The organism is Micromonospora sp. SD19 (assembly GCF_054462275.1).
In genome coordinates, this window is sequence record NZ_JBTLMN010000009.1 from 208,468 (window position 1) to 231,849 (window position 23,382).

Sequence of the window (23,382 nt, forward strand, 5' to 3'; positions counted from 1 at the left end):
AAGCTGGTGCTCAGCGCATCACGGGTTCAACCGCACCTCGGGCTGGTGGCGGCGGGTGAGGCGATCGATGCCGGTAACAATGGCGGCGATCACCGTGATGAGGATTGCCAGTGGTAGCGGCTGACCGTCGAAGTGCCGCATCGCCGTGTTGACGAGAAGCGGGTCGGGGATGAGCCACCCGGCCAGGAAGCCGGTGAGTCCGACGCCGACGATGACGGCGGGCCGATGGCGGCGGACCGCGAAGGCGGCGACGACAGCGGCGGTGGCGGCGGCGAGGATCCCCAGGACCGTTGGCACGGCGTCGAGAACGTAGACGCCGTGGCGTCCCCATGCTCCGGTGCCTTTCCAGGCGAGGATCCCGAGCGGGACGAGGGCCCACCAGAACAGGCGCGGCCGGGGCGCGGTCCACCGCTCGCGGGCGGCGATCACGAGCAGGACGAGGATCGAGACCGGTACGGCGGTGGTGAAGAGCTGTTGGCCGAGGTTCGTGCCCATGGCGCCGCCGTTGCGAGCATCGACGACGAACCAACCGACGGTGGCCGTCAGGAATATCGCCTGTACGGTGAGGGCGGTCCGGGCCGCGCCGCACAGCCAGGCGATCAGCGGTGCGAGGGGCAGCAGGCCGAGACCGACTGTCTGTGGCCAGCCGGCGATGATGGCCGGCATGTCGGTGGCGAGGACGGCGCCGGTGAACAGGTCCAGGGTCTGACCGGCGGGCTGGGTGCCGGCGGCGACGAGCAGGGCACTGAGGCCAGTGGTGAGGGCCGTGGTGGTGACGGGCGTGGTGAGTCTCAGTCGGATCGCCAGGGCGACGATGTGCAGCGTCTCGTGCCAGCTCGGGTGCCGGCGGCCGTGGTCGAGGTCCAGCAGCAGTCCGAGCAGTTCCTCGCCGCGGGCGGTGCGGTGCGCGGCTGGCAGCAGCCGCAGCAGCCGTCGATATCGTCGCTCCAGACTGCTCCTGCCCGGGTTCATCCGGTGGTCCCGAGGCGCGGAGTGTTGCGGGCGGCACGCTTGCTGAGGCGCTCCTCGGCGAGCCGGACCGCTCCGGCCATCCGCTGGCTCTCGGCACGGATGGCGTCTGCCCCCGCGTCGGTCAGTTTGTAGAAACGTCGCAGCCGACCCTTCTCCACCTCGTCGTGGTCGGGGGCGATCAGCCCCTGGGCGACGAGGCGGTCAAGGGCTCCGTAGAGGGTGCCGGCGCGTAACCGGATCCTGCCGTCGGTCATCTGGTCGACCTCCGTCACCACGGCGTAGCCGTGCCGGGGTTGGTCGGCGAGGGCGGAGAGGATCAGGAACGTCTGCTCACTGAGGTCCATGCACGATATATATCGCACCGCGATATATAAAGCAACGATGCCGATGTGGGACGTCGCCGGTCGTGCCGCCCCCGGCTGCGTTGCGGGGGGCGGCGCGACCGATCAGTGGGCGGGTGGGTCAGCTGCGGGTGGACCACTGCTGGTTGCTGCCACCGTTGCAGGCCCAGAGGATGAGTTTGGTGCCGTTGGCGGTGGCGGCGCCATTGGCGTCGAGGCAGAGCCCGGACTGGACGCCGGTGATGGTGCCGTTGGAGTTGAGGTTCCACTGCTGGTTGGTGCCGCCGTGGCAGTCCCAGATGATGGCCTGGGTGCCGTTGGCGGTGCCCTGGCCGAAGGCGTCGAGGCACTTGTTGCCGTACACCTGGAGTTGTTTGCCGGCGGTGTAGGTCCAGCGCTGCGCGGTGCTGTTGCTGATGCAGTCCCAGAGCTGGACCTGGGTGCCGTTGGTGGTGGTGCCGTTCGGTACGTCGACGCAGCGCCCGGACTGGCCGCCCACGACCTGGGCGTTCTGTTGCGGGTTGCCGCCTCCGGCCGGTGCGTAGCCGGCGGCGTTGATGTTGGCCTGGACGGCGTTCTCGGTGGCGGCCGTCGGGTAGCCGGAGGTCAGTACGCCCTCGAAGAACGTGCCCCGGCCGGTGATGCTGTTGTCGCCGCCGATGCCGAGCAGGATGGCCCCTTCCTTCTTCATCGGGTGGTAGCCGTTGGGGCGTGGCCCGTCGAAGTAGGTCGTCAGGCTGCCCGACTGAGCGTTTCCGCCCCGGATCGCCCAGTGGTTCGGCTCGCCCTTGACCATGGCCGTGACGAAGCGGTGGTTGATGGACGCGATGTTGTTGTAGCCCGCGTTCACCCCGGAGAACAGCCCCCACTCCAGGTCGGCCATGATCCAGGGGCCGGCGCCCGCGCCGTAGCCCCACTGCTTGTTGGCGCCGAAGTAGACGGTCTCCATGATGGCGCGTTCGTCGGCCAGGTTGTTGGTCTGGGCGTTGCCGTAGTCGAAGCAGCACCACTGGTTGTAGTGCGTGCCGTCGACGACCGCGTAGATGCCCTCGGGCTGGTCGCCGGTGGCGACACCGTTGGTGTTGTTGTTGCGGTAGCCGGTGCCGGGGGCGATGTAGACGCCGTACGCCTTCTGGCCACCGACGGTGACCGGGGCCGCCTTCGCGTCGGCGAGGTTGTCCCAACCGCCGGGTGCGGGGCCGGCGAAGCCGCCGGGCGGTGCCTGGGTGAGCCGGTTGTTGCGGCCGGACTGGTCATAGATGATCGTGATGACGCAGCTGGTGCTGGCGCAGAACGAGTCCTGGGTGGCGGCGTTGGCGTAGCCCCCCTCGCTGAGTACGCCCACGTCGCGGGTGGTGTTGTCCGACGAGCGTCGGACCTGGTAGAGCGGGCCGTTGTAGGCGCCGTACAGCGCGCGGGTGGTGCTGTGCGCGGCCACGCAGGGTGTGCCGCCGGAGGCGTAGATGTCGCACGGGCCGGTGCCGGCGGCATGGGCGACGCCCGGGGTGTCCGAGACCACGTAGACGCCGGCGCTGACGACCACTGCCAGCAGGGTCCCGGCGGCGGCCATCAGGCGACCCAGTTTTCTCTTCACATTCATCGGATCCTTTCCGGTACGGGACGGGGTGCGGTGCGGAGATTGACGTCACACGTCATACCTGTGACATTAATAGTCGCCCATCTATGAGCGCTAGTTGGCACACGTTGGTTGTCGATCGATGAGCCTGAGGACGGATATGCTGGTCGGCGGTGCAAGGTGCGTCCCCGTGTCGGGGCAAGAATCGATTCGAGGGCGATTGATGAACATCGGGGAGATCGCCCGTCGGGCGGGGGTGTCCCGCAGCACCGTCTCCTACGTGCTCAGCGGGAAACGCAGCGTCTCGGAGGGGACCCGGCAACGCATCCAGTCGGTCATCGACGAGTTGAACTACCGGCCGAACGCCAGCGCCCGCGCGCTGAAGGAGGGGCGCACCCGCACCCTCGGGCTGGTCATCCCGCCGGCCAGCCAGCGATTGACAGACATGCAGCTGGGCTTCGTCGCCAGCGTCGTCGAGGCGGCCGCCCGCCACGACCTCGATGTGCTGCTGTCCCCCTCCGGTGGCGACCATGACCGGTCCTTCGAACGGATCGTGACCGGGCGTCGGGTGGACGGCGTGATCCTGATGGAGATCCGGTTGGCCGACGACCGGGTGACCCGGTTGACCACGGCCGGGCTGCCGTTCGTCACGATCGGCCGGACCGCCGAGCCGCACGGGATGAGCTGGATCGACATCGACTACGCCGGCCTGATCGCCCGGTGCGTGCAACACCTGGCCGATCTGGGGCACCGGCAGGTGGCCCTCGTGAACCGGTCGGCGGAGCTGGTGGCCGCCGGATACGGCCCCAGCCATCGCGCGCTGGCCGGCTTTCGTGCGGCGGCGCTGGAGCGGGGGCTGACCGGCGTGGAGGTCTGCAGCGGCGACGACACGGCCTCCGGCGAGGCGTGCATGGAGCAGCTGCTCGCCACGCACCCGGAGGTCACCGCGGTGGCCACCATCAACGAGGCCGCACTGCCCGGGATGCAGCGCGCGCTGACCGGCGCCGGGTTGTCGGTGCCCCGCGACTTCTCCGTCACCGGCGTCGCCGCGCAGCACTGGGCGGAGGACTTCCGCCCGCCGTTGACCGCCGCCGACGTGCCGATGGTCGAGATGGGCGCCGAGGCGGTGGCGCTCCTGCTGGAGATCATCGCGGCTCCCGGCGCCGTGCCACGACACCGCCTCTACAGCCCGCCCATCTCGTTGCGTTCCAGCACCGGGCCGGTCCGGGCCCGCTGATCCGACCCGGCTACCCGCCCCTGACCCGCCGTTGCTCCGCGGCGGCGGCGAGGATGAGATAGCTGCTCGCGGTCCAGGTGTACGCCCGGTCGCGCAGGCCGGTGCCGGTCTCGGCGTCGAAGTTCTCCGCGAAGCCGGACTTCTCACACAGGGCGAGGAAGCGTCGGCTGATGTCGTCGGCGATCCCGGTCTGCCCGGCCCGGCGCAGGCCGTCCTCGACCAGCACCGTGGACGGTGCCCAGATCGGGCCACGCCAGTAGCCGTCGGCCACGTAGTGGGCCGAATCCGTCGGCTCGGTGGCCAGCCCGTGCGTGGTCAGGTGGGTTTCGACGCCTCGCGCCAGCGCGGCGGCGACCGGGGCCGGCAGGTCGGCCCCCAGCGCGACGGGCATCAGGTCGAGCAGACTGCGGCTGGATCGCCGCTGCCCGGTACGGGGGTCACGCGCGCGGAAACGCTCACCGTCCCACAGGTCGCGCAGCATGGCAGCGTGGATCCGGTCGGCCTCCCGGGACCAGCGGGCGGCGGGCTCACCCAGCTCGGTGGCGAGGTCGGCGAGGCAGCGCAGCTGCGACACCAGGAACGCGGCGAGGTCGGCCGTCTCGAGGACCCGGTTGTCGTCGAAGGTGGTGGCGTTGTCCCAACCGCTGTCGTTGCCGTGGTGGTAGTGCGGCAGGTCGTGGCCGGGGGCCCGCCGCGCGTCGAGCCAGAACCCGGTCCAGCGCGCCAGCCGGTCGTAGGTCTGCGCCAGCGCCGCCCGATCCGGCGGCTCGGGAAGGCGTCGGCGCAGGTGACGCAGGGCCCAGCCGTGGATGGGGGGCTTGACGTAGTTGTGCAGGACCTCGGAGTGGGTGACCGAGTCGGGCAGGGCGCCGGTCTCGTCCTGGTGGTCGAAGGGCAGCTGGAACTGGTGCCAGGCCAGCTCCGGCTCGCCGGCCGCCAGGGCTATCGCGTTGAAGCAGTGGTCCCAGCTCCACACCTTGTCCATCCAGTGCTTGGACATCAGCACGGCCGGTCGGGTGACGAAACCCGCCGGAGCGACGGTGGCCGACCACAGGACGTACGCGGCCAGCTCGGCGGCCGGGGTCTGGGCACCACGCCAGGGCGCGATCGCGTCGACGAACGCGGTGAACTCCGCCATCCGGTCACGGCACAACCGCTCGAAGGCGACGGATCCGGCGTACGGGCGGCGCGCCGTGGCGTACTCCTCGATCGCGATCTCCCAGGGCTGGTCGCCCGGCAGGTCCACGGACCGGTCGGCGGTGCCGAGCGCCTGCGCGCCGTCGGTCCGCCACAGAGCGCCGGAGAGCACTGTGACCCGGTAGCGGCGACCGGTCTCGTACGAGGTGAACACGTGTGACCCGTCGACCGGGTCGGCGTACAGGTAGGTGCCGCTGAACGGGGTGAGGGTGTGCGCGGCGGCGGCCACCCGCAGGCCGAGCCGGTGGCCCCGGATCCGCAGGGTGTCCGGCCCGTCGTAGACGGCCTCGATCCGGCCGGTGCCGTTGTGCCAGGTCAGCACCGTGGGTGTGGCGACGACGGTGGTGCCGGCGACACTGGGGGCGAGCCGCAGGACGGGGTGCAGCCCGGTCTGGTGCGAGACCAGGTGCAGATCGTCGGCGTACGTCTTCTCGGCTACCACCGGGGAGATGTCGAACCAGGATCCTCGGTAGCTGAACGGGATGTCCTGGATTCCGAACTCCGGACCGGACGGGGCGACGGTCATGGGTGGCGGGTGCCTCTCTGTGGTGCGGGTGGTCGGTCCTCGACCGCCGCGGATGGTCAGTCCTTGACGGCGCCGGCGGTCACGCCCATCGAGACGTAGCGCTGGGCCAGGATCAGCAGTACGGCGGCGGGGATCGAGGCGACGACGGCGGTGGCCATGATGGCGTTCCACTGCTGGTTGTTGTTGCCGATGTAGTGGTAGATGCCGAGGGTGATCGGCTGGTGGTCGCCGCCTCCGGCCAGGGTCGAGGCGAAGATGAAGTCCGACCAGGACCACAGGAACGCGAAGAGCGACACCGTGACGATCGAGTTGCGGCTGACCGGCAGCACCACCGACCAGAAGGTCCGCAGTCGACCGGCGCCGTCGACCACTGCGGCCTGGAGCAGCTCGTCGGGGATGCCTGACATGAAGGCCGTGAAGATCAGGACGCCGAACGGCACCGCGAGCGTGGTGTCGGCCAGGATCAGGCCGGGCAGCGTGTTCAGGACGCCGAGGGTGAGGAAGATGGCGTAGAAGCCCATCGCCATGATGATTCCCGGGATCATCTGCGCGATCAGCAGCACGAAGCTCAGCGCCGGCCCGCCGGGTGGCCGCAGCTTCGCCAGGGCGTAGCCGGCGGGGGCGGCCAGTGCGACTGTCAGTGCCACGGTGCCGAGGCCGACCAGGAAGCTGGTGCCGAGGTACGGCAGTTGCTGGTCGAGCACCGCCCGGTAGCCGTCCAGGGTGCCGTTCGTGGGGAACAGGTGCGGGGGACTGGCCCGCATGTCCTGGTCCCGGGTGAAGGACACATTGATCATCCAGTAGACGGGGAAGAGCATCAGCCCGGTCAGCACCAGGCCGACGCCGGTCTTCCACCAGGCCCGAGGCGTCGAGGTGGTCATCGCAGCTGCTGCCTCCGCTCGATCCGGATGTAGACGAGGCCGGCGATCAGGGCCAGCACGATGAGCAGGTTCCCGATGGCCGCGCCCGGGCCGAACTCGGGCAGCAGGTTGCCGAAGCCGAGCCGGTACGACCAGGTGGCGAGCGTGGCGGAGGAGCCGGTCGGGCCACCCCTGGTCATGATCCAGATGATGTCGAAGACCTTCAGCGTGTAGATCAACCCCAGCAGGAGCGTGATCGCGGAGACGGGACGCAGCAGCGGGAAGGTGATCCCCCAGAACCGTTGCCACCCGGTCGCGCCGTCGAGCGCGGACGCCTCGTACATCTCCGCCGGGATCGCCTGGAGGCCGCTGTACAGCACCACCAGGTTGAACGGGATGCCGATCCAGACGTTCGCGATGACCACCGAGGTGAGCGACCAGCCCGGTGAGGTGAGCCAGTTGACCGGGTCGATCCCGACGACGCCGAGCGCCGCGTTGACCAGGCCCGAGTCGCTGTTGAGCAACCACGACCAGGTCGACGCCGAAACGATCAACGGCAGCAGCCACGGTACGAGGAACAGCGCCCGCAGCGTGCGCGACAGCGGGAAGTGCTGGTGGAAGAAGAGGGCCAGGGCCATCCCGATGGTGAACTGGAGAGCGAGCGAGGCCGCGGTGAAGACCACAGTGTGCGTGAGCGTGGGCCAGAACGCCGCGTCGGTCAGGATCGTCCGGTAGTTGTCGAGGCCGGCGAAGGGTGCCCCGCCCTGCACGAACGAGCGGACGGTGTACTCCCGCAGGCTCAACTCGACGTTGCGGTAGAGCGGGTAGGCGTAGAAGGCCGCCAGGTAGATGGTCACCGGTGCCAGGAAGCCCCAGGCCAACCATCGGTTGGGCCGGCGGGCCCGGGACGGGGGAGGCCCGGGTGGGGCGGTGCTCGCCGCCCCACCCTGGTCCCGTACGGCAGTGGAGGTCTCTGTCGTGGCGCGCATGGTGTCGGTTCGGATCGCTTACCTGGTCGAGGCGGCGGTCTGCGCGGCGGTCAGCGCCTCCTGTGGCGACTTCCCGCCGCTGAGGGCCGCCTGCACGGCGGTCCACAGGGATTCGGAGATCTTCGGGTACTTCGTGCCGAGGTTGTCCCCGGTGCGGCCCTTGGCTGCCCGGACCGCCTCCACCCAGACCTTGAGCTTCGGGTCCGCGGTCGCCTGTCGCTCCTGGACGGCGGCGACGGGTGCGACGTAGGAGAGCGTGGTGTCAGTGGTGAGGAGGTTGTCGGCGTTGGTCAGGCAGGTGACGAGCTTCTGCGACGTCTCGTACCGGCTGGTCTTCTTCTGCACCGGGATGGAGACGAACTCACCACCGGTGGGCGCCGGGGCCGGGCCGCCCGCGCTGGCCGGGACCGGGATGGTGCCGTACGCGAAGGGGAGCTTCTCCGCGTTCGCCAACTGCCAGGTGCCGTTCTCGGCGAACGCGTAGTCGCCGGTGGCGAACTCCTGCCAGCTCGTGGTCTGGGTGTTGTTGATGACGGAGTTGGGGGCGTGGCCCTGCTTGAGCCAGTCCGTCCAGAGCGTCAGCGCGGCCACCGCCTGCGGCGAGTCCAGACTGGTCAGTTGGGCGCCCGATCCCCAGAACCAGGGCAGGAACTGGAAGCTGCCCTCCTCGGTGCCGATCGCGGAGAAGGTGATGCCCTTCTTCCCCTTGGCCTTGACCTTGGTCAGTGCCGCGGTCAGCGACGTCCAGTCCGTGACGGTGGCGGGATCGACGCCGGCGGCGGTGAGCAGGTCCTTGTTGTAGTAGAGGGCGAGGGTGTTGGCCCCGATCGGCACCCCGTAGGTCTTGCCGTCGCTCTGCCCGGCGCCGAGCAGGTTCTTCTCCATGGCGGAGACGTCCAGCTTGTTGTCGTCTGTGGTGGTGAGCGCACCGGCCTCGGCCAGCGTCGAGATGACCGGGTTGTCGACGATCAGCACGTCCGGCGAGTTGCCCTGCTGGGCGGCGAGCAGCGCCTTGTTGGTCAGGTCGGTGGTGTCGTAGCCGGTTCGCTCGACTGTCACTCCGGCGGAGGTGCCGCACTTCTTGAGCAGCGCGACCCACTCGGAGTCGTCGGCGAACTGCGGATACGGGTCCCAGACGAGGTAGGCCCCCTCGTCGGCGGGGCCGTCGGTGGACGACGAGCAGGCACTGCCCGTCACTGCGGCGAGAGCTATCACGGCGACGGCGGCCAGGCGCCGCCGACGATTGAGTCCGGTCATCTGGTGCCTCACTTCAAATCGATCGTCAGGTGGGGTGGGTGGGTTGATCGTCGCGGGTTGGACCAGTCCAACCATGAGGCGAATCGATTCGACGAATCGGTTCGCCCGAAGATAGGTCTGGCCGCGCCCGGGGGTCAAGGGCCAGTCTGCCGCTCGGGGAGGATCGCTGGGCAACGTGGACGTCACTGTGCTGTCATCTCATTGACATCGTTCAGTTCGTGGTCCTACGATCCGTGCGAATCGATTCGCAAGCGCTGCCCTCCGGAGAGCGTCCCCCGCGCCCCACCAAGGAGCCGCCCGTGAAAACCCCGTCCCGCAGCAGGTCAGGACGAGCCCGCGTGTCCGCGGCCCGACTCGTCGTCGGCCTGCTCGCCGCCGCAGCCGCCGTCACCGTCGTCGCGTCCCCCGCCCAGGCCGCCGACGAGTCGATCAGTGTCAACTTCTCCACCACCAGCGGCGCGCCGACCTACCGCGCGTCCGGCTGGATCTACGGCATGACCGAGAACGCCAGCGGCCCCGCCGACCACTTCTACCGGGACGTCAAGTTCCAGTACATGCGCGCCGGTGGCGCGCAGCTTCCGGGGAGCGGCTGGGTCGGCGGCACGTACGACCGTCGCTGGAACTCCACACTCGCCCAGGCGCGCCGGACCACGTCCCTCGGCGGGAAGTTCATCATCCTGCCGCACGACCTGTGGGGCGCCGACGGTGCCGGAATCTCCCGCTTCCCTGGTGACAACGGCAACTGGACCGACTACGACAACTTCCTGACCCGCCTGATCAGCGACGTACGGGCGTCCGGCCTGTCGGTGCAGTGGGACATCTGGAACGAACCCAACATCACCATCTTCTGGAACCGGCCGATCTCCCAGTACCTCGAACTCTGGCGTCGGACCTACCAGCGCATCCGGGCGGAGTTCCCCAGCCAGCTCATCGTCGGGCCGAGCTGCGCCTGCGTGCCGTCGACCACGCACACCTTCTGGAACCAGTACCTGGACTTCGTCCGCTCGACCAACACCGTGCCGGACATCATCAGCTGGCACTCGCTGCCCGGTGACCCGGTCGCCAACGTCGCCGCCGCCAACGCCACCCTCGACCCGCGCGGCATCGCCCACCCGCGTCCGTATCAGATCAACGAGTACGGCGCGCCCGACGAGCAGAACCCGGCCGACGGCGCCTGGTACATCGCGCGTCTGGAGCGGGCCCGGGCCGACGGCCTGCGGGCGAACTGGGCCAGCGGCGGCAGTCTGCACAACGACCTCGGCAACCTGTTGATCCGCAACTCGGCCGGCCAGCACCAGCCCAAGGGGGAGTGGTGGAACTACCGCTACTACGCCTCCCAGGTCGGGGAGATCGTTGCGGTGACCCCCAGCCAGTCGTACGACGCGTACGCCACGAAGACGGCCGGGTCGGCGAAGGTGCTCATCGGCGGTGGTCGTACCACCGGGAACCTGACCGTCAACCTGCAACGCCTGGACACCACCAGCGGCATCGTGCAGAACAACCAGGTCCGGGTCGTCACCCAGCGCATCCCGCACAACGGCGGTGGCGCCGTGCCGGGGCCGGTCACGGTCTCGAACAGCGTGGTCGCGGTCTCCAACAACAACGCGACGGTGACAGTGCCGTACACCAACCAGACCGACACCTACACGGTCACGCTGCTGCCTCCCTCGGACGGTGGCTTCCAGTCGGTGGCGGTGGCCCAGCACTCCCAGCAGTGTCTGAACAACGCCGGGCTGAGCACCGCCGACGGCAACGTCCAGCAGCAGAACTACTGCGACGGCGGTGACCAGCAGCTCTGGAACTTCCGGCCGGTGGCCGGGGTGGCCAACACCTACACGGTGGTCAACCAGCAGAGCGGCAAGTGTCTCGACGTCAGCGGCGTGTCCACCGCCGACGGCGCGGCGGTGCACCAGTGGACCTGCCTGAACAGCACCAACCAGCAGTTCACGCTGCGCAAGGTGACCTACTCGGGCAACGACTCGCACGACTACCAACTCATCGCCCGGCACAGCGGCAAGTGCGTCGATGTCAACGCGGTCTCCACGGCGGCCGGAGCACAGGTGCACCAGTGGACCTGCAGGGCGGCCAACCAGGGCAGCCCGTTGAACCAGACGTGGCGGCTCCTGGGGCGGTAGGCGCCCCGGGAAAGGGTGACGCGCTGGCCGTCGGTCCAACGGCCAGCGCGTCACGCCACATTGCATTCATTGACATAAATTCCGCAAAGGTCATACGATTCGCTGCGAATCGATTCGCCGCCACCACTGACATGGCGCATCGACAACTCCCCGCGCCTCCACGACATCCGAGGAGCACCCCGTGCGAACCCCGTCCCCCATCGGGCCAGAAAAGGCCCGTGATCTCGTCCCGAGACGTCATCGCGCCCGACGGCTGACCGCCGTGGCGGGCGCTCTGGTCGGCGTTCTCGTCGGCATCGGCGCCACCCCGGGCGCCTCGTCGCCGTCCGCCGAGGCGGCCGCCGCGGCCGCCATTCAACCGGGGCAGAGCACCCCGATCATCGGTACCGCATCCGGCCGCTGCCTCGAAGTGCCCAACTCCAGCACCACCAACGGCACCCAGACGCAACTCTGGGACTGCAACGGCAGCGCCGGCCAGACCTGGACCTGGACGTCGACAAAACAACTCCAGGTGTACGGCAACAAGTGCCTGGACGCCTCCGGCCGGGGCACCACCAACGGCACCCAGGTGATCATCTGGGACTGCAACGGTCAGAACAACCAGCAGTGGAACGTCAACAGCAACGGCACCGTCACCGGCGTGCAGTCCGGGCTTTGCCTCGACGCCAACGGCGCGGCCACCGCCAACGGCACCAAGATCATCCTCTGGGCCTGCAACGGCGGCACCAACCAGCAGTGGGCCTCGCCGACCACCACCCCGCCGCCGACCAACCCGCCCACCGGCGCGCGCCCGTGCGACATCTACGCCTCCGGCGGCACCCCGTGCATCGCCGCGCACAGCACCACGCGAGCGCTCTACGAGGCGTACGCCGGCAACCTGTACCAGGTCCGACGCTCGTCGGACAACACGACCCGCAACATCGGGCTCACGGCAACCGGCGGCACCGCCAACGCGGCCACGCAGGACTCGTTCTGCGCCGGCACGACCTGCGTGATCACCGTGGTCTTCGACCAGTCCGGGCGTGGCAACGACCTCTGGTACCAGGGGTCGAGCGTGGTGCCGGGCTCGCCCCAGAGCAAGCCGGCGATCGCGACCTCGGAGTCGCTGACCGTGGGCGGCGCGAAGGCGTACTCGCTCTACATCAATCCCGGTAACAGCTACTGGCGCGACGGGCACCTCACCGGCGTGCCGACCGGCGCGGCCCCCGAGGGCATGTACATGGTGACCAGCGGGACCCACGTCAACAGCGGCTGCTGCTTCGACTACGGCAACAGCGAGACGACCAGGAAGGCCGACGCCGCCGGGGCGATGGACGCCATCAACTTCAGCAAGCAGTGCTGGTTCGGCGGCTGCTCCGGCAGCGGGCCCTGGGTGCAGGCGGACCTGGAGTGGGGCCTCTTCCCAGGTGGCAGCCAGGCCTGGAACCCGAACCAGCGTGCCTTCACCAGCAAGTTCGTGACCGCGACGTTGAAGAACAACGGCACGACCCGCTTCGCCATCAAGGGTAGCGACGCCCAGTCCGGCAGCCTCTACACGCTGTACGACGGCTCGCTCCCGCCGGGATACAGCCCGATGAAGAAGCAGGGCGCGATCATCCTGGGCAGCGGCGGTGACTGCTGCAAGCCCGACGGTGGCGCGAACCTGAGCGCCGGCACCTTCTACGAGGGGGCCATGGTCGCCGGCTACCCGTCCGACGCGACCGAGAACGCGGTGCAGGCCAGCGTGGTGGGCGCCGGTTACCGCTGACCCGGTGACGCCGGAACGGGGGAGTGCGCCGGTCACCACGCGGTGGTGACCGGCGCACTGTCTCGCCGACGCCAGCCTGGTCTCAGGCGATGGCGCAGGACGCGCCGTTGAGGGTGAACGAGGACGGCCGGGCGTTGTTGCCGGTGTGGGTGGCCTGGAAGCCGATGGTCACCGAGCCGTTGGCGGGGATGCCGCCGTTGTAGGCGACGTTGCGGGCCGTCACCTGCCCGGAGTTGGGCGAATAGGTGGCGTTCCAGCCCGAGGTGATGGTCTGCCCGCTCGGCAGGGTGAAGACCAGTGACCAGCCGTTGACGGCGCTGGTGCTGGTGTTCGTAATGGTGATGTTCTCGGTCAGGCCGTTGTTCCAGGCGTTGACGGCGACGCTCACCCGACAGGCGCCGTTGGCCGGCGGCGGCGTGGTGGGCGGCGGCGTGGTCGGGGGTGGCGTGGTCGGGGGTGGCGTCGTCGGCGGCGGGGTGGTCGGCGGCGGCGTCGTGGGGTTGGTCAGGCCGAAGAACTGCAGGGCCGCGGCAGCCATTCCGCCGGAGGGCAGGCTGTGCCCGGCCCCCTGGATGCTGTACGCCTCAACCTGGACGGTGCCGTTGCTGTCGGCGTAGCGACGCCGGTTCCAGTTGGCCTGGGGCGTGTCGGTGGAGGTGGGTGTCTGGCTCAGCCCGAACACGTTGGTCCACTGCTCGATCGTCTCCTGCAGCAACGAGTACGGCACGAGCGTGTCGCTGGTGCCGTGCCACAGCTGCACGCGCGGGCGGGGCCCGGAGTAACCCGGGTACGCCTGGCGGACCGCGTCGCCCCACTGCTGCGGGGTCCGGTTCATGTTGCCGCCGGTGCACTGGCTGCTGCCGGGCGGATAGTCCGCCGCGTTGGCGAAGCAGTTGAACGGCACGCCCATGAACGCGGCGCCGGCCTTGAACACGTCGGGGTAGAGCGCCAGCATGTGGTTCGTCATCATGCCGCCGGAGGAACTGCCGGTGGCGTAGACCCGGTCCCCGTCGGCCGCGTACTGCTGCTGCACGTACCGGATCATGGAGATGATCGACACCGGGTCGCTGCCGCCACCACGTCGCTTGGCGGCGTCCGACCAGGTGTCGAAGCAGTTGCCGAACCCGGCCTGCTGGGTGGCGGACGGGTAGATGACGATGTATCCGTAGCGGTCCGCGAGGCTGGCGAACTCGCTCCCGGAGTAGAAGCCGGGGCCGGATCCTCCGCAGCCGTGCATGGCCACCACGACCGCCGGGCGGGCCGGGCGGTTGTCCGGCACGTAGACGTGCATGCGCATCCGACCCGGGTTGTCACCGAAGCTGGTCACCTCGGTCAGCGACGCCGCGTACGCGGGTCGGAGCGCGGGGACCAGCAGGCCGGCTGTCAGCAGCGGCACGGCGAGGGCGAGCAGCAGTTTTCTCTTGATTCTCAACGGACGACTCCTTCGATTGCCGGTTCGGCTGGGATTGGTCGCGCGATCCGTCAGCGGGTGCGCCCGGTTCCCGCGTGATCGCGCCTGCCCGCTACCTGTGGCTTGCCCTGCCCGGCTCCGGACGGCATTGCGTGGCAATTAGTGTTCCCCTCGGACCGACAAGTGTCAATCGAAGTTTCTCTATCGCGAGGTGGTCCCGGGGCTCGGCGGGGAGCGGCGATCCGTCTACAGTCGTCACACCGTCCCTGAAGAGCACGGAGCGCCTGTGGCAAGCCCGTTCGACATCGACGAGATATATCCGGACGACGGAGATCACGAACTCCGGCTGCCCAGGCGGCAGGTGGGCAACTCCCCCCAGGGGGTCGCCGTGACCCTGTTGGCGGACTACACCCTGCGGACCCGTGTCCCCCTGCCGTCCGCCGCCATCGTGGCGCTGCTCGGAGAGACCGGCGTGACGACGGCCGGGGCGCGCACCGCGATCAGCCGGCTGGCCCGCCGCGGGGTCCTGGAGGGCAGCCGACTGGGGCGCCGCAGCTCGTACCGCCTCAGCCGCGCAGCGGCGGCCAGCCTCTCCGCGGGCGCCCACTGGATCCTCGCCTCCACCACCTCGACGGTGCGATGGGACGGGTGCTGGACGGTTGTCGCCTTCTCGCTGCCGCAGGAGCTGAGCACGCAGCGACGCGCGCTGCGGGCTCAGCTGCGGTGGCTCGGCTACGCGCCGCTGTACGACGGGCTGTGGATCTCGCCGCGCGAACTGAACGCTCCGGCTCGGGCTCGGCTCGACCAGCTCACCCTCGGTGCCGTGACGGTGTTTCGCGGCCGACAGACCCCGCTCGGCTCGGCGGCTCATCGTGCCCCGATCGAGGCCTGGGACATCCAGGCGATCAGTCGGAGCTACGACGCGTTCCTGCGGCGCTGGACGCCGCTGCTGCCCGCTGTGGTGTCCGGGGAGGTCGACGGGGTTGCCGCGGTGCGGGCGCGTACCGAGGTGATGGACACCTTCCGGCGGTTTCCCGTACTCGATCCGCAGTTGCCCCTGGAGCTTCTTCCGCAGGGGTGGCTCCGGCGGCCGGCGCAGGAGTTGTTCGCGGCCGTCTACGACGGCCTCGCCGCGCCCGCCGAGCGGCACGTTCGGGCGGTCGTCGCCCGGTTTGCCGACGGCACACAGCCCGACATCCGGGCACACACCACCGCCGACATGCTCGCCGGTGTACGCGTCGAGGCGAGCCTGGCCGAGCATGGGCATAGCGGTTCTGCCGGCTGACGAGAATTACGTGGATCGTGCCGATGGCGCACTCGGGGTCTGGGGTCGGCGCGCTTGGCGATGACGCCTACGGGCAGCTGATCAAGGACGGTCTGGATCGGCTGGCGCAGGAGCTGACCTCCACGTAGGCGCGCGTTGCCGATAAGGACCTCTGGTCGCCGGATCGCCTGCCCCGCCGCCGCCCGTGCCCGGTCTCGCTTGCTAGCTGTGAGCGATAACAGAGCCACCCTCAGGCGTCTTTCGGTAGCGCCGTGGCGCGGCCGTTCCGGCAGGTCGCTCGGCGAATGACGCGGATCCTCGCAGGCGGCGGGTGGTGATCGAGGCGAGGTGTTCGGGTGCGTCGGCGTGAACGGCTCATTTCGTCTTGACGAACGACATGTTATCGCTCACTCTCGATATAGAGGACGATCGTTTCGTTGGGTTCACCGGGCGGGCCCTACGCGTCGTTTCTCGGTTCTCGGCGTCCATCCGGGCAGGCGGACGTCACCTCAGGGCTCCCGGCGGTGCCGGCGAACGCCTTCCCCAACCATGTGCGCCGGCACCAGGGGCCGTCCTGACTGAAGTGGCACATCACCACCACCGATGCACCCACTGAGAAGGAACGACATGAAATCACCGAGAACGTTGCTGGCGGCGGCGGCCCTCGCCGTCGCCCTCACCACCGGCATGACGGTGGCGCTGACACCCGCAGCCGGTGCCGGCACGACCCTGAAGGCGGCCGCCGCCGAGAAGGGCCGCTACTTCGGCGCGGCTGTCGCCGTCGGCAAGCTGTCGACCAGCGCCTACACGACGATCCTGAACCGTGAGTTCAACAGTGTCGTGGCCGAGAACGAGATGAAGTGGAGCTCGACCGAGCCGCAGCAGGGTGTGTTCACCTACTCCAGTGGTGACCGCCTGGTCAGCCACGCGCAGGCCAACGGCATGAGCGTGCGGGGTCACACGCTGCTGTGGCACCAGCAGCAGCCGGGCTGGGCGCAGGGCATGTCGGGCAGCGCGTTGCGCAACGCGATGATCAACCACGTCACCCAGGTCGCCACCCACTACCGGGGGAAGATCTACGCCTGGGACGTGGTGAACGAGGCGTTCGCCGACGGTGGTTCGGGTGGGCGTCGTGACTCGAACCTGCAGCGCACCGGTAATGACTGGATCGAGGCGGCCTTCCGGGCGGCGCGGGCGGCGGATCCGGGTGCGAAGTTGTGTTACAACGACTACAACACCGACGGGATCAACGCGAAGTCGACGGGGATCTACAACATGGTGCGGGACTTCAAGTCCCGTGGTGTGCCGATCGACTGTGTGGGGTTCCAGTCGCACCTGGGTACCTCGCTGGCCGGTGACTACCAGGCCAACCTGCAGCGTTTCGCCGATCTCGGCGTGGACGTGCAGATCACCGAGCTGGACGTGATGACCGGTGGCAACCAGGCCAACATCTACGGCGCCGTCACCCGCGCCTGCCTGGCGGTCTCGCGCTGCACCGGCATCACCACCTGGGGGGTACGCGACTGCGACTCGTGGCGTGGCTCGGACAACGCGCTGCTGTTCGACTGCAACGGCAACAAGAAGGCCGCGTACAACGCCGTCCTGGACGCCCTCAACGGCGGCTCCACCCCGCCCACCACGCCCCCGCCGGGCACCGGGGTGGACACCAGCGCCTGGTACGTGCTGCTGAACCGGAACAGCGGCAAGGCGCTGGACGTGTACGCCTCGGCCACCAGCGACGGCGCGCGGATCAGCCAGTGGACGCGCAACAACGGCAACAACCAGCAGTGGCAGTTCGTGGACTCGGGTGGCGGCTACTACCGGGTGAAGTCGCGCAACTCCAGCAAGGTGCTCGACGTCAGCAACTTCTCCACCGCCGACGGTGGCGCGATCGTGCAGTGGTCCGACCTCAACGGCACGAACCAGCAGTTCCGACTCGCCAATTCGTCTGATGGCTATGTGCGCCTGATCAACCGCAACAGCAACAAGGCGGTCGAGGTGCAGGGCGCGTCCACCGCCGACGGTGGCAACATCGTGCAGTACGCCGACTGGGGCGGCACGAACCAGCAGTGGCAGCTGGTCCGGATCGGCTAGTCGCTGCCATTGCCTGAGCTGGGGGAGAAGGGCTGCCGGCCGACCGGGATCCGGCCGGCGCCCGCCCCGGCGAGGTGTGACGACCGGTGGCCCGTCCCCGGGTGGGGGCGGCGACGCGGCAGCCGGGAGCCAGGACGTCGCGCCGCGCGGCTCGACGCGGCCTGCTCCGAAGCCCGGATCGCGGCATCGCCATCGACGTGCGCCGAAGGCCGCAGGATGCCCGCACAACACCCCCAGACGTGCTGACGCCACCACCACGACGCCGGCACGCACGCCAGGGCACCCGCGGCTCTCCGCTCGTGGGTGACCCCGATCGAAGGAGTGGACATGAAAGCCCTCGGTGAGGCTCGTCCCGCCTCTCGACAGAGACGTCGCTGGCGGTCAGGGTTGGCCGCGGCGACGGCCACGGTCATGGCCGCCAGCACCCTCGTCGCCGTCAACGCGGCGCCCGCGGCGGCAGCGACAGTGGACACCAACGCCTGGTACACCCTCGTGAACCGGAACAGCGGCAAGGCGTTGGACCTGTACGCCTCGGCCACCAACGACGGTGCGCGGATCAGCCAGTGGACGCGCAACAACGGCACCAACCAGCAGTGGCAGTTCGTGGACTCCGGGGGCGGCTACTACCGGGTCAAGTCCCGGCACTCGGGCAAGGTGCTCGACGTCAGCAACTTCTCCACCGCCGACGGCGGCGCGATCGTGCAGTGGTCCGACCTCAACGGGACGAACCAGCAGTTCCGGCTGGCCGACTCGGACGGTGGCTACGTCCGGCTGATCAACCGCAACAGCAACAAGGTCGTCGAGGTGCAGGGCGCGTCCACCGCCGACGGCGGCAACATCGTGCAGTACGCCGACTGGGGCGGCGCCAACCAGCAGTGGCAACTCGTTCCCGTCGGCGGCAGCAACCCCCCGCCGACCGGCGGCAGCGGGTGCGGCAAGGCGCCGACGCTGGCCAGCGGCACGCACACGATCCAGAGCAACGGCAAGAGCCGAACCTTCATCCTGCGGGTGCCCGCCAACTACAACAACAGCAACCCGTACCGGCTGATCTTCGCCTTCCACTGGCGGGGCGGCACCATGCAGGAGATATCCTCCGGCGGCACCAGTGGGGCCGCCTGGTCCTACTACGGGCAGCAGGAGCAGTCGAACAACAGCGCGATCCTGGTGGCGCCGCAGGGGTTCGGCAACGGCTGGGGCAACTCCGGCGGTGAGGACATCACCTTCGTCGACGACATGATCAGCCGGATCGAGAGCAGCCTCTGCGTCAACCCGAGGCAGCGGTTCGCGCTCGGCTTCAGCTGGGGTGGCGGCATGAGCTACGCCGTCGCCTGCGCACGGGCCACCGTCTTCCGGGCGGTCGCTGTCATCTCCGGCGCGCAGATCAGCGGGTGCAGCGGCGGCACCCAGCCGATCGCGTACTTCGGGCTGCACGGCATCTCGGACAACGTCCTGAACATCTCCCAGGGCAGGGCGTTGCGCGACACCTTCGTCCGCAACAACGGTTGCACCGCCCAGAACCCGCCCGAGCCGGCCGGCGGCAGTCGTACGCACATCACGACCGCCTACTCCGGTTGCCGGACCGGCTACCCGGTGCAGTGGGCGGCGTACGACAACGGTCACATGCCCGGCCCGGTGGACGGCACCTACGCCGAGAGCGGCATCACGACCTGGACCAAGGGTGAGATCTGGAGGTTCTTCGCCCAGTTCTCGTGACACTGATCGGCGCAGCCGGCGGCGTCCGCTCCCGTACCCCGGGGGTGGGCGCCGTTCCGGCTGGGGTGGCGGTCAGCGTTCGAGGCGGGCGGGGCTCCCCGAGCCGTTGCGGCGGACCAGCCAGGCCTCGGTGATGTGGGTGAACATCGCCTCAGCGGCGCCGTTGGCGTCGTGGGCGGCGATGCGTTCGTAGATGCGTCGGTGGCCCTGGTTGGACGCCACGCACAGGGCGCGTTCCGTCCGGCCCATGTACCGGGCGGTGTTGATCACCTGGCTTTCCAGCGCACGGACGACGCCACGAGCGATGCGGTTCCCCGACGCCTGCATGATCGTGTCGTGGAAGGCCCGGTCGTGGTCGTGGTAGGTGACGTGGTCGTCGACGAGCTCGTCCATCCGGTCGACCATGGCCCGCAGGCGCTCGATGGTCTCGGTGTCGGCGAGGCGGGCGGCGACGTTCGCCATGTCGGACTCCAGCACCCGCCGGGTGACGACCAGGTCGTCGAGGATGGCGAAGCTGTCGTCCACGGCGATGGTCGCGGCGAGGACGAGCTCGTCGAGCATGTCCCAGTGTGCCGGTGGGGTGACCATGGTGCCGGCGCCCTGGCGGACCTGCACCAGCCCCTTCTCCTGGAGGATCTTCACTGCTTCCCGGACGACGGTCCGGCTCACCCCGAAGGTCTCGCAGAGGATCGGCTCGGGAGGTAGGGACGTCCCGGACGGGTGTACGCCGCGGACGATGCGCTCCACCAGTTCGGCGGTGACCGCCCTGGCGAGGTTGGTCGGCCGACGCACCCACGCCGGGGTCGCCGGGCTGTTCAGGGCTGTCTCCCGTGGTGGCGTCATGTCCCCCTCCGAATGGCTCGCCGTGGCACGACGTCCGGATCAGTGTACGGCCGGGTGTTGACGTCACACGTCATACGAGTTACGTTCCCGTCAACATTGGCTCGCGGGGCACCCGCCGGCCACCCCCCATATAGAGGTGACAACATGAGACAGCGCGCAATGTGGTCGGCCGTCCTCGTTGTGGGCCTGGCCCTGGCCGGTTGTGGAAGTGCTAGCGATTCGGGCAAGTCAACCAGCTCGGACGGCAAGTTGGTGGTGTGGGACTGGAAGTCCGGCGAGCCGTTCGCCAAATCCTATCTGGACAAGGCCAAGGCCGACTTCAAGAAGAAGCACGCCGACGTCGAGGTCGAGTTCGTCGCACAGCCCTTCGATCAGTACTACACCCTGCTCGGTGCGGCGATTCAGTCCGGCAAGGGCCCGGACGTCATGCTGTTCAACGGTGGCGGCCAGATCCGCGACCGGGTGGACGCGCTGGTGCCCCTCGACGAGTACGTGGCCGAGGACAAGCAGCGGCTGGCCGGTTGGGAGGCGTTCACCAAGGACGGCAAGATCTACGCCGCCCCGGTGACGCTGCAGGGTTACCCGATCTACTACAACAAGGCGATCTACCAGAAGGCCAACCTCGACCCGGCGAGCCCGGCCACCACCTGGGACAAGTTCGTCGCCGACTGCGCCGCCATCGCCAAGGCCGGTTCCAAGTGCTTCGCCCTCGGCAACAAGGAGGGCGTCGGCATCCAGTTCTGGATCTCCAGCATGGGCTCGACGACCCTCACCGCCGCCGAGTACGACGCCTGGATCGCCGGCAAGCGCGACTGGAACTCGGCCAACGTCAAGCGGCTCTTCCAGCTCTGGAAAGAGACCGGCGACAAGAAGATGAACAGCGACGGGGCCAACTCGACCGCCATGTTTAACGACTCCTTCGCGCTCTTCCAGTCCGGTAAGGCCGCCCACGTCATGGGCCTGATGTCGGACGTGGGTCACTGGCAGGACTTCAACGAGTTCCTCACCCCGGAGAAGCTCGGCGTCATGAAGGCCCCGGTCGTCACCGCCGGCACCACCCCGAGCCTTCCCTACGACGGCGGCATCGGCTACGCGGTCGCCAAGTGGACGAAGGACCCGAAGATGGCCGCCGACCTGGCGCGCTCGCTGAGCTCGGCCGAGGCGTTGAAGGCCTTCTACGCTGACGCCGGCGCGATCGCCGCCGACACCACCATCGACGTGTCGGCGGGCGGCCCGGCGGTCTCCACGATCGTCGGTGAGCTCAAGAGCGGCAAGCCCGCTCTGCACGTGGCGCTCTCCTCGAAGACGATCGACCTGATGGGGCGCCTCTCCCAGCAGCTCCTCAGCGGTTCGATCACCGTCGACGAGGTGGTGAAGCAGTTGGCCGCTTCTGACCAGGCGGGCTGACCTCGTGCCAATGGGAAACACGCAACCATCGGTCCGTCCGGCTTCGGCCGGACGGGCCGGCGGGGCGGCAGTCACCCCCGTCGCCCATCGCAGCGGCGCACGACCGCGTCGCGCCCGTGGCGGCCCGGGGGCCGAGCGTTACGCCCCCTACATCCTGGTCGCCCCGGCCGTCCTGATCATCGTGCTGCTGCGGCTCTACCCGCTGATCCTCGGCGTCAACTTCTCCTTCACCGGCGACGGCGCGCAGAACGGCACAGCGGTCGGATTCGGCAACTACCGCGAGCTGTTCGCGGACCCGCTGTTCCGGACCGCGCTGAGCAACGTCGGGCTTCTGGTGCTGCTGCTGCCGGTGGCGGTGGCGATCCCCGGTCTCCTCGCGACGTTCATCTACCTGCGGGTGCCGGGTCACCGCTTCTACCGCAGCGTCTACTTCTTCCCGGCGGTGCTCTCACCGGTCATCGTCGGTGCGATCTTCAACCTGCTGCTCGCCTTCGACGGCCCGCTCAACGCCGTGCTCGGGTCGGTCGGTGTCGGTCCGGTGGACTGGCTCGGAGACCCGGACATCGCGATGTTCATGGTGGTGGGCGTGCACATCTGGGCCACCTTCGGGATGGCGCTGGTGGTGTTCCTCGCCGGCTTCGCCACGCTGGACGCCGCGCTCCTGGACGCCGCCCGGGTGGACGGGGCGTCGCTGCGTCAGGTCGTCTGGCACGTGGTCGTTCCGAGCCTCGCCCGGACCATCCAGTTCGTCTTCGTGACCACGATGATCGGGATGCTGACCTCGATGTTCGGGTTGCTCTTCGTGATGACCAGCGGCGGCCCGGAGGGCTCGACGTACCTGCCGGAGTACTACATCTGGATCCAGCAGGGCCAGATGAACCGCCCGGCCCTCGCGTCGGCAGCGTCGACGATCCTCTTCGTGATCATGCTGGTGGTGGGGCTCATGCAGATCAAACTGCTGGAACGAGCGGGGAAGGAGGACTGATGTCTCGCATCCGACTGGGACGGTGGCTGATCGCCGTCCCGATGGCACTGCTCGCGCTGGCGACGATCTACCCCCTGCTCTTCACCGCCAACGTCGCGATGAAGACGCGGCGCGACTACATCCTCGACCGGTTCTCGCTGACCGACGCGCTGCGCTGGGAGAACATCAGCACGGCGTGGAGCAGCGTCGGCATGGGCCGCTACTTCGTCAACTCGCTGTTCGTGGTGACGGCGTCGGTGCTCCTGCTGCTGCTGTTCGGGTCGATGGCCGGCTTCGCCCTGAGCCAGCTGCGGTTCCGTGGCTCCTCGGCGTTGTTCCTGGGTTGCCTCGCGGGGCTCTTCATCCCGTTCCAGGTGATCATGGTGCCGCTCGCCCGGATCATGGCCGACACCGCGCTCATCGACACCTACCCGGGCCTGATCCTGGTCTACGTGGCCCAGTTCCTGCCCTTCACGGTCTTCCTCATGACGAGCTACTACAAGGGCATCCCGCCGGAGATCGTGGACGCCGCGCGGATCGACGGCAGCACCGTGTACGGGGTGTACCGCCGGATCATGCTGCCCCTGGGCACCCCGGCGCTGTTGTCGGTCGGCATCCTCAACGCCCTGTTCTGCTGGAACGACGTCCTCATGGCGCTGGTGATGATGCCCTCGGCCGACCACCGGACGCTCATGATCGGGGTGACCTCGTTGCGCGGGCAGTACTCCGACAACATTCCCACCTTCGCCTCGGGTGTGCTGATCGCCGCGATACCCGTCCTGTTGGTCTACCTGTTCCTCCAGCGCCAAATTGCCGACGGCGTCGCCGCCGGTTCCACGAAGGGTTGAC

The 23,382-nt window shown here is 68.9% G+C and carries 18 protein-coding genes; 9 read left to right on the plus strand and 9 right to left on the minus strand.

Going from position 1 to position 23,382, the window contains the following annotated elements; all coding sequences use genetic code 11:
- Positions 1-18: 18 nt before the first annotated feature.
- From ACX27O_RS26080 to ACX27O_RS26090, 3 genes are all read right to left on the minus strand, one after another.
- On the minus strand, positions 19-972 hold the full coding sequence (locus tag ACX27O_RS26080) for a hypothetical protein (protein WP_210861674.1): 954 nt from the start codon (positions 970-972) through the stop codon (positions 19-21).
- Positions 969-1,316, minus strand: coding sequence for a PadR family transcriptional regulator (locus tag ACX27O_RS26085; protein ID WP_210861675.1), 348 nt, complete (start codon positions 1,314-1,316; stop codon positions 969-971). Before ACX27O_RS26085 ends, ACX27O_RS26080 begins: the two co-directional genes overlap by 4 nt.
- A 118-nt stretch (positions 1,317-1,434) precedes the next feature.
- On the minus strand, positions 1,435-2,913 hold the full coding sequence (locus ACX27O_RS26090) for an arabinofuranosidase catalytic domain-containing protein (protein WP_210865651.1): 1,479 nt from the start codon (positions 2,911-2,913) through the stop codon (positions 1,435-1,437).
- Between the two features lie 199 nt (positions 2,914-3,112).
- Here ACX27O_RS26090 and ACX27O_RS26095 point away from each other — a divergent pair, with 199 nt between their 5' ends.
- Positions 3,113-4,126 carry a LacI family DNA-binding transcriptional regulator gene (locus ACX27O_RS26095; protein ID WP_210857605.1) on the plus strand — a complete coding sequence of 338 codons (1,014 nt, stop codon included), beginning with the start codon at positions 3,113-3,115 and terminating at the stop codon, positions 4,124-4,126.
- Positions 4,127-4,136: 10 nt separating this feature from the next.
- On the opposite strand, the gene ACX27O_RS26100 is transcribed toward ACX27O_RS26095, so the two are convergent.
- The 4 genes from ACX27O_RS26100 to ACX27O_RS26115 are packed head-to-tail and all read right to left on the minus strand — an operon-like array spanning position 4,137 to position 8,955.
- Positions 4,137-5,849 carry an amylo-alpha-1,6-glucosidase gene (locus tag ACX27O_RS26100; protein WP_458940233.1) on the minus strand — a complete coding sequence of 571 codons (1,713 nt, stop codon included), beginning with the start codon at positions 5,847-5,849 and terminating at the stop codon, positions 4,137-4,139.
- Positions 5,850-5,905: 56 nt separating this feature from the next.
- A complete protein-coding gene (locus ACX27O_RS26105; protein WP_030333822.1) occupies positions 5,906-6,730 on the minus strand; it encodes a carbohydrate ABC transporter permease in 825 nt (274 codons plus the stop codon).
- The gene (locus tag ACX27O_RS26110) at positions 6,727-7,698 is read right to left on the minus strand and encodes a carbohydrate ABC transporter permease (RefSeq protein ID WP_458940234.1); all 972 of its coding nucleotides are present in this window, start codon (positions 7,696-7,698) and stop codon (positions 6,727-6,729) included. The genes ACX27O_RS26105 and ACX27O_RS26110 overlap by 4 nt, the downstream gene beginning before the upstream one ends.
- A gap of 18 nt (positions 7,699-7,716) precedes the next feature.
- Complete coding sequence (locus ACX27O_RS26115) at positions 7,717-8,955, minus strand: sugar ABC transporter substrate-binding protein (protein ID WP_357592216.1); 1,239 nt, start codon at positions 8,953-8,955, stop codon at positions 7,717-7,719.
- A gap of 338 nt (positions 8,956-9,293) precedes the next feature.
- On the opposite strand from ACX27O_RS26115, the gene ACX27O_RS26120 reads away from it, so the two are divergent.
- Positions 9,294-11,090, plus strand: coding sequence for an RICIN domain-containing protein (locus ACX27O_RS26120; RefSeq protein ID WP_357592217.1), 1,797 nt, complete (start codon positions 9,294-9,296; stop codon positions 11,088-11,090).
- Positions 11,091-11,352: 262 nt separating this feature from the next.
- The gene (locus ACX27O_RS26125) at positions 11,353-12,837 is read left to right on the plus strand and encodes an arabinofuranosidase catalytic domain-containing protein (RefSeq protein WP_458940235.1); all 1,485 of its coding nucleotides are present in this window, start codon (positions 11,353-11,355) and stop codon (positions 12,835-12,837) included.
- 82 nt (positions 12,838-12,919) lie between these two features.
- Here the strand turns inward: ACX27O_RS26125 and ACX27O_RS26130 are convergent, their stop codons facing one another.
- Positions 12,920-14,269 carry an extracellular catalytic domain type 1 short-chain-length polyhydroxyalkanoate depolymerase gene (locus ACX27O_RS26130; RefSeq protein ID WP_030333831.1) on the minus strand — a complete coding sequence of 450 codons (1,350 nt, stop codon included), beginning with the start codon at positions 14,267-14,269 and terminating at the stop codon, positions 12,920-12,922.
- A gap of 265 nt (positions 14,270-14,534) precedes the next feature.
- Between ACX27O_RS26130 and ACX27O_RS26135 the strand changes: the two genes are divergently transcribed.
- The 3 genes from ACX27O_RS26135 to ACX27O_RS26145 all read left to right on the plus strand — a co-directional run bounded on the left by ACX27O_RS26135 (position 14,535) and on the right by ACX27O_RS26145 (position 19,319).
- Positions 14,535-15,533, plus strand: coding sequence for a PaaX family transcriptional regulator (locus ACX27O_RS26135; protein WP_051708621.1), 999 nt, complete (start codon positions 14,535-14,537; stop codon positions 15,531-15,533).
- A 606-nt stretch (positions 15,534-16,139) separates the two neighbouring features.
- Positions 16,140-17,606 (plus strand): endo-1,4-beta-xylanase, encoded by a 1,467-nt coding sequence (locus tag ACX27O_RS26140; RefSeq protein WP_357633076.1) that lies wholly within the window; start codon positions 16,140-16,142, stop codon positions 17,604-17,606.
- Between the two features lie 411 nt (positions 17,607-18,017).
- Positions 18,018-19,319, plus strand: a complete 1,302-nt coding sequence (locus ACX27O_RS26145; RefSeq protein ID WP_458940236.1) for an RICIN domain-containing protein — start codon at positions 18,018-18,020, stop codon at positions 19,317-19,319.
- Positions 19,320-19,391: 72 nt separating this feature from the next.
- On the opposite strand, the gene ACX27O_RS26150 is transcribed toward ACX27O_RS26145, so the two are convergent.
- A complete protein-coding gene (locus tag ACX27O_RS26150) occupies positions 19,392-20,162 on the minus strand; it encodes a FadR/GntR family transcriptional regulator (protein WP_030333841.1) in 771 nt (256 codons plus the stop codon).
- A gap of 144 nt (positions 20,163-20,306) precedes the next feature.
- Here ACX27O_RS26150 and ACX27O_RS26155 point away from each other — a divergent pair, with 144 nt between their 5' ends.
- From ACX27O_RS26155 to ACX27O_RS26165, 3 genes are read left to right on the plus strand one after another with little or no spacing between them, the layout of a single operon-like run.
- The gene (locus ACX27O_RS26155; RefSeq protein WP_030333843.1) at positions 20,307-21,569 is read left to right on the plus strand and encodes an ABC transporter substrate-binding protein; all 1,263 of its coding nucleotides are present in this window, start codon (positions 20,307-20,309) and stop codon (positions 21,567-21,569) included.
- 10 nt (positions 21,570-21,579) lie between these two features.
- On the plus strand, positions 21,580-22,554 hold the full coding sequence (locus ACX27O_RS26160; RefSeq protein WP_081883910.1) for a carbohydrate ABC transporter permease: 975 nt from the start codon (positions 21,580-21,582) through the stop codon (positions 22,552-22,554).
- Positions 22,554-23,381 carry a carbohydrate ABC transporter permease gene (locus tag ACX27O_RS26165; RefSeq protein ID WP_210857598.1) on the plus strand — a complete coding sequence of 276 codons (828 nt, stop codon included), beginning with the start codon at positions 22,554-22,556 and terminating at the stop codon, positions 23,379-23,381. The genes ACX27O_RS26160 and ACX27O_RS26165 overlap by 1 nt, the downstream gene beginning before the upstream one ends.
- The last annotated feature ends 1 nt before the right edge of the window (position 23,382 follow it).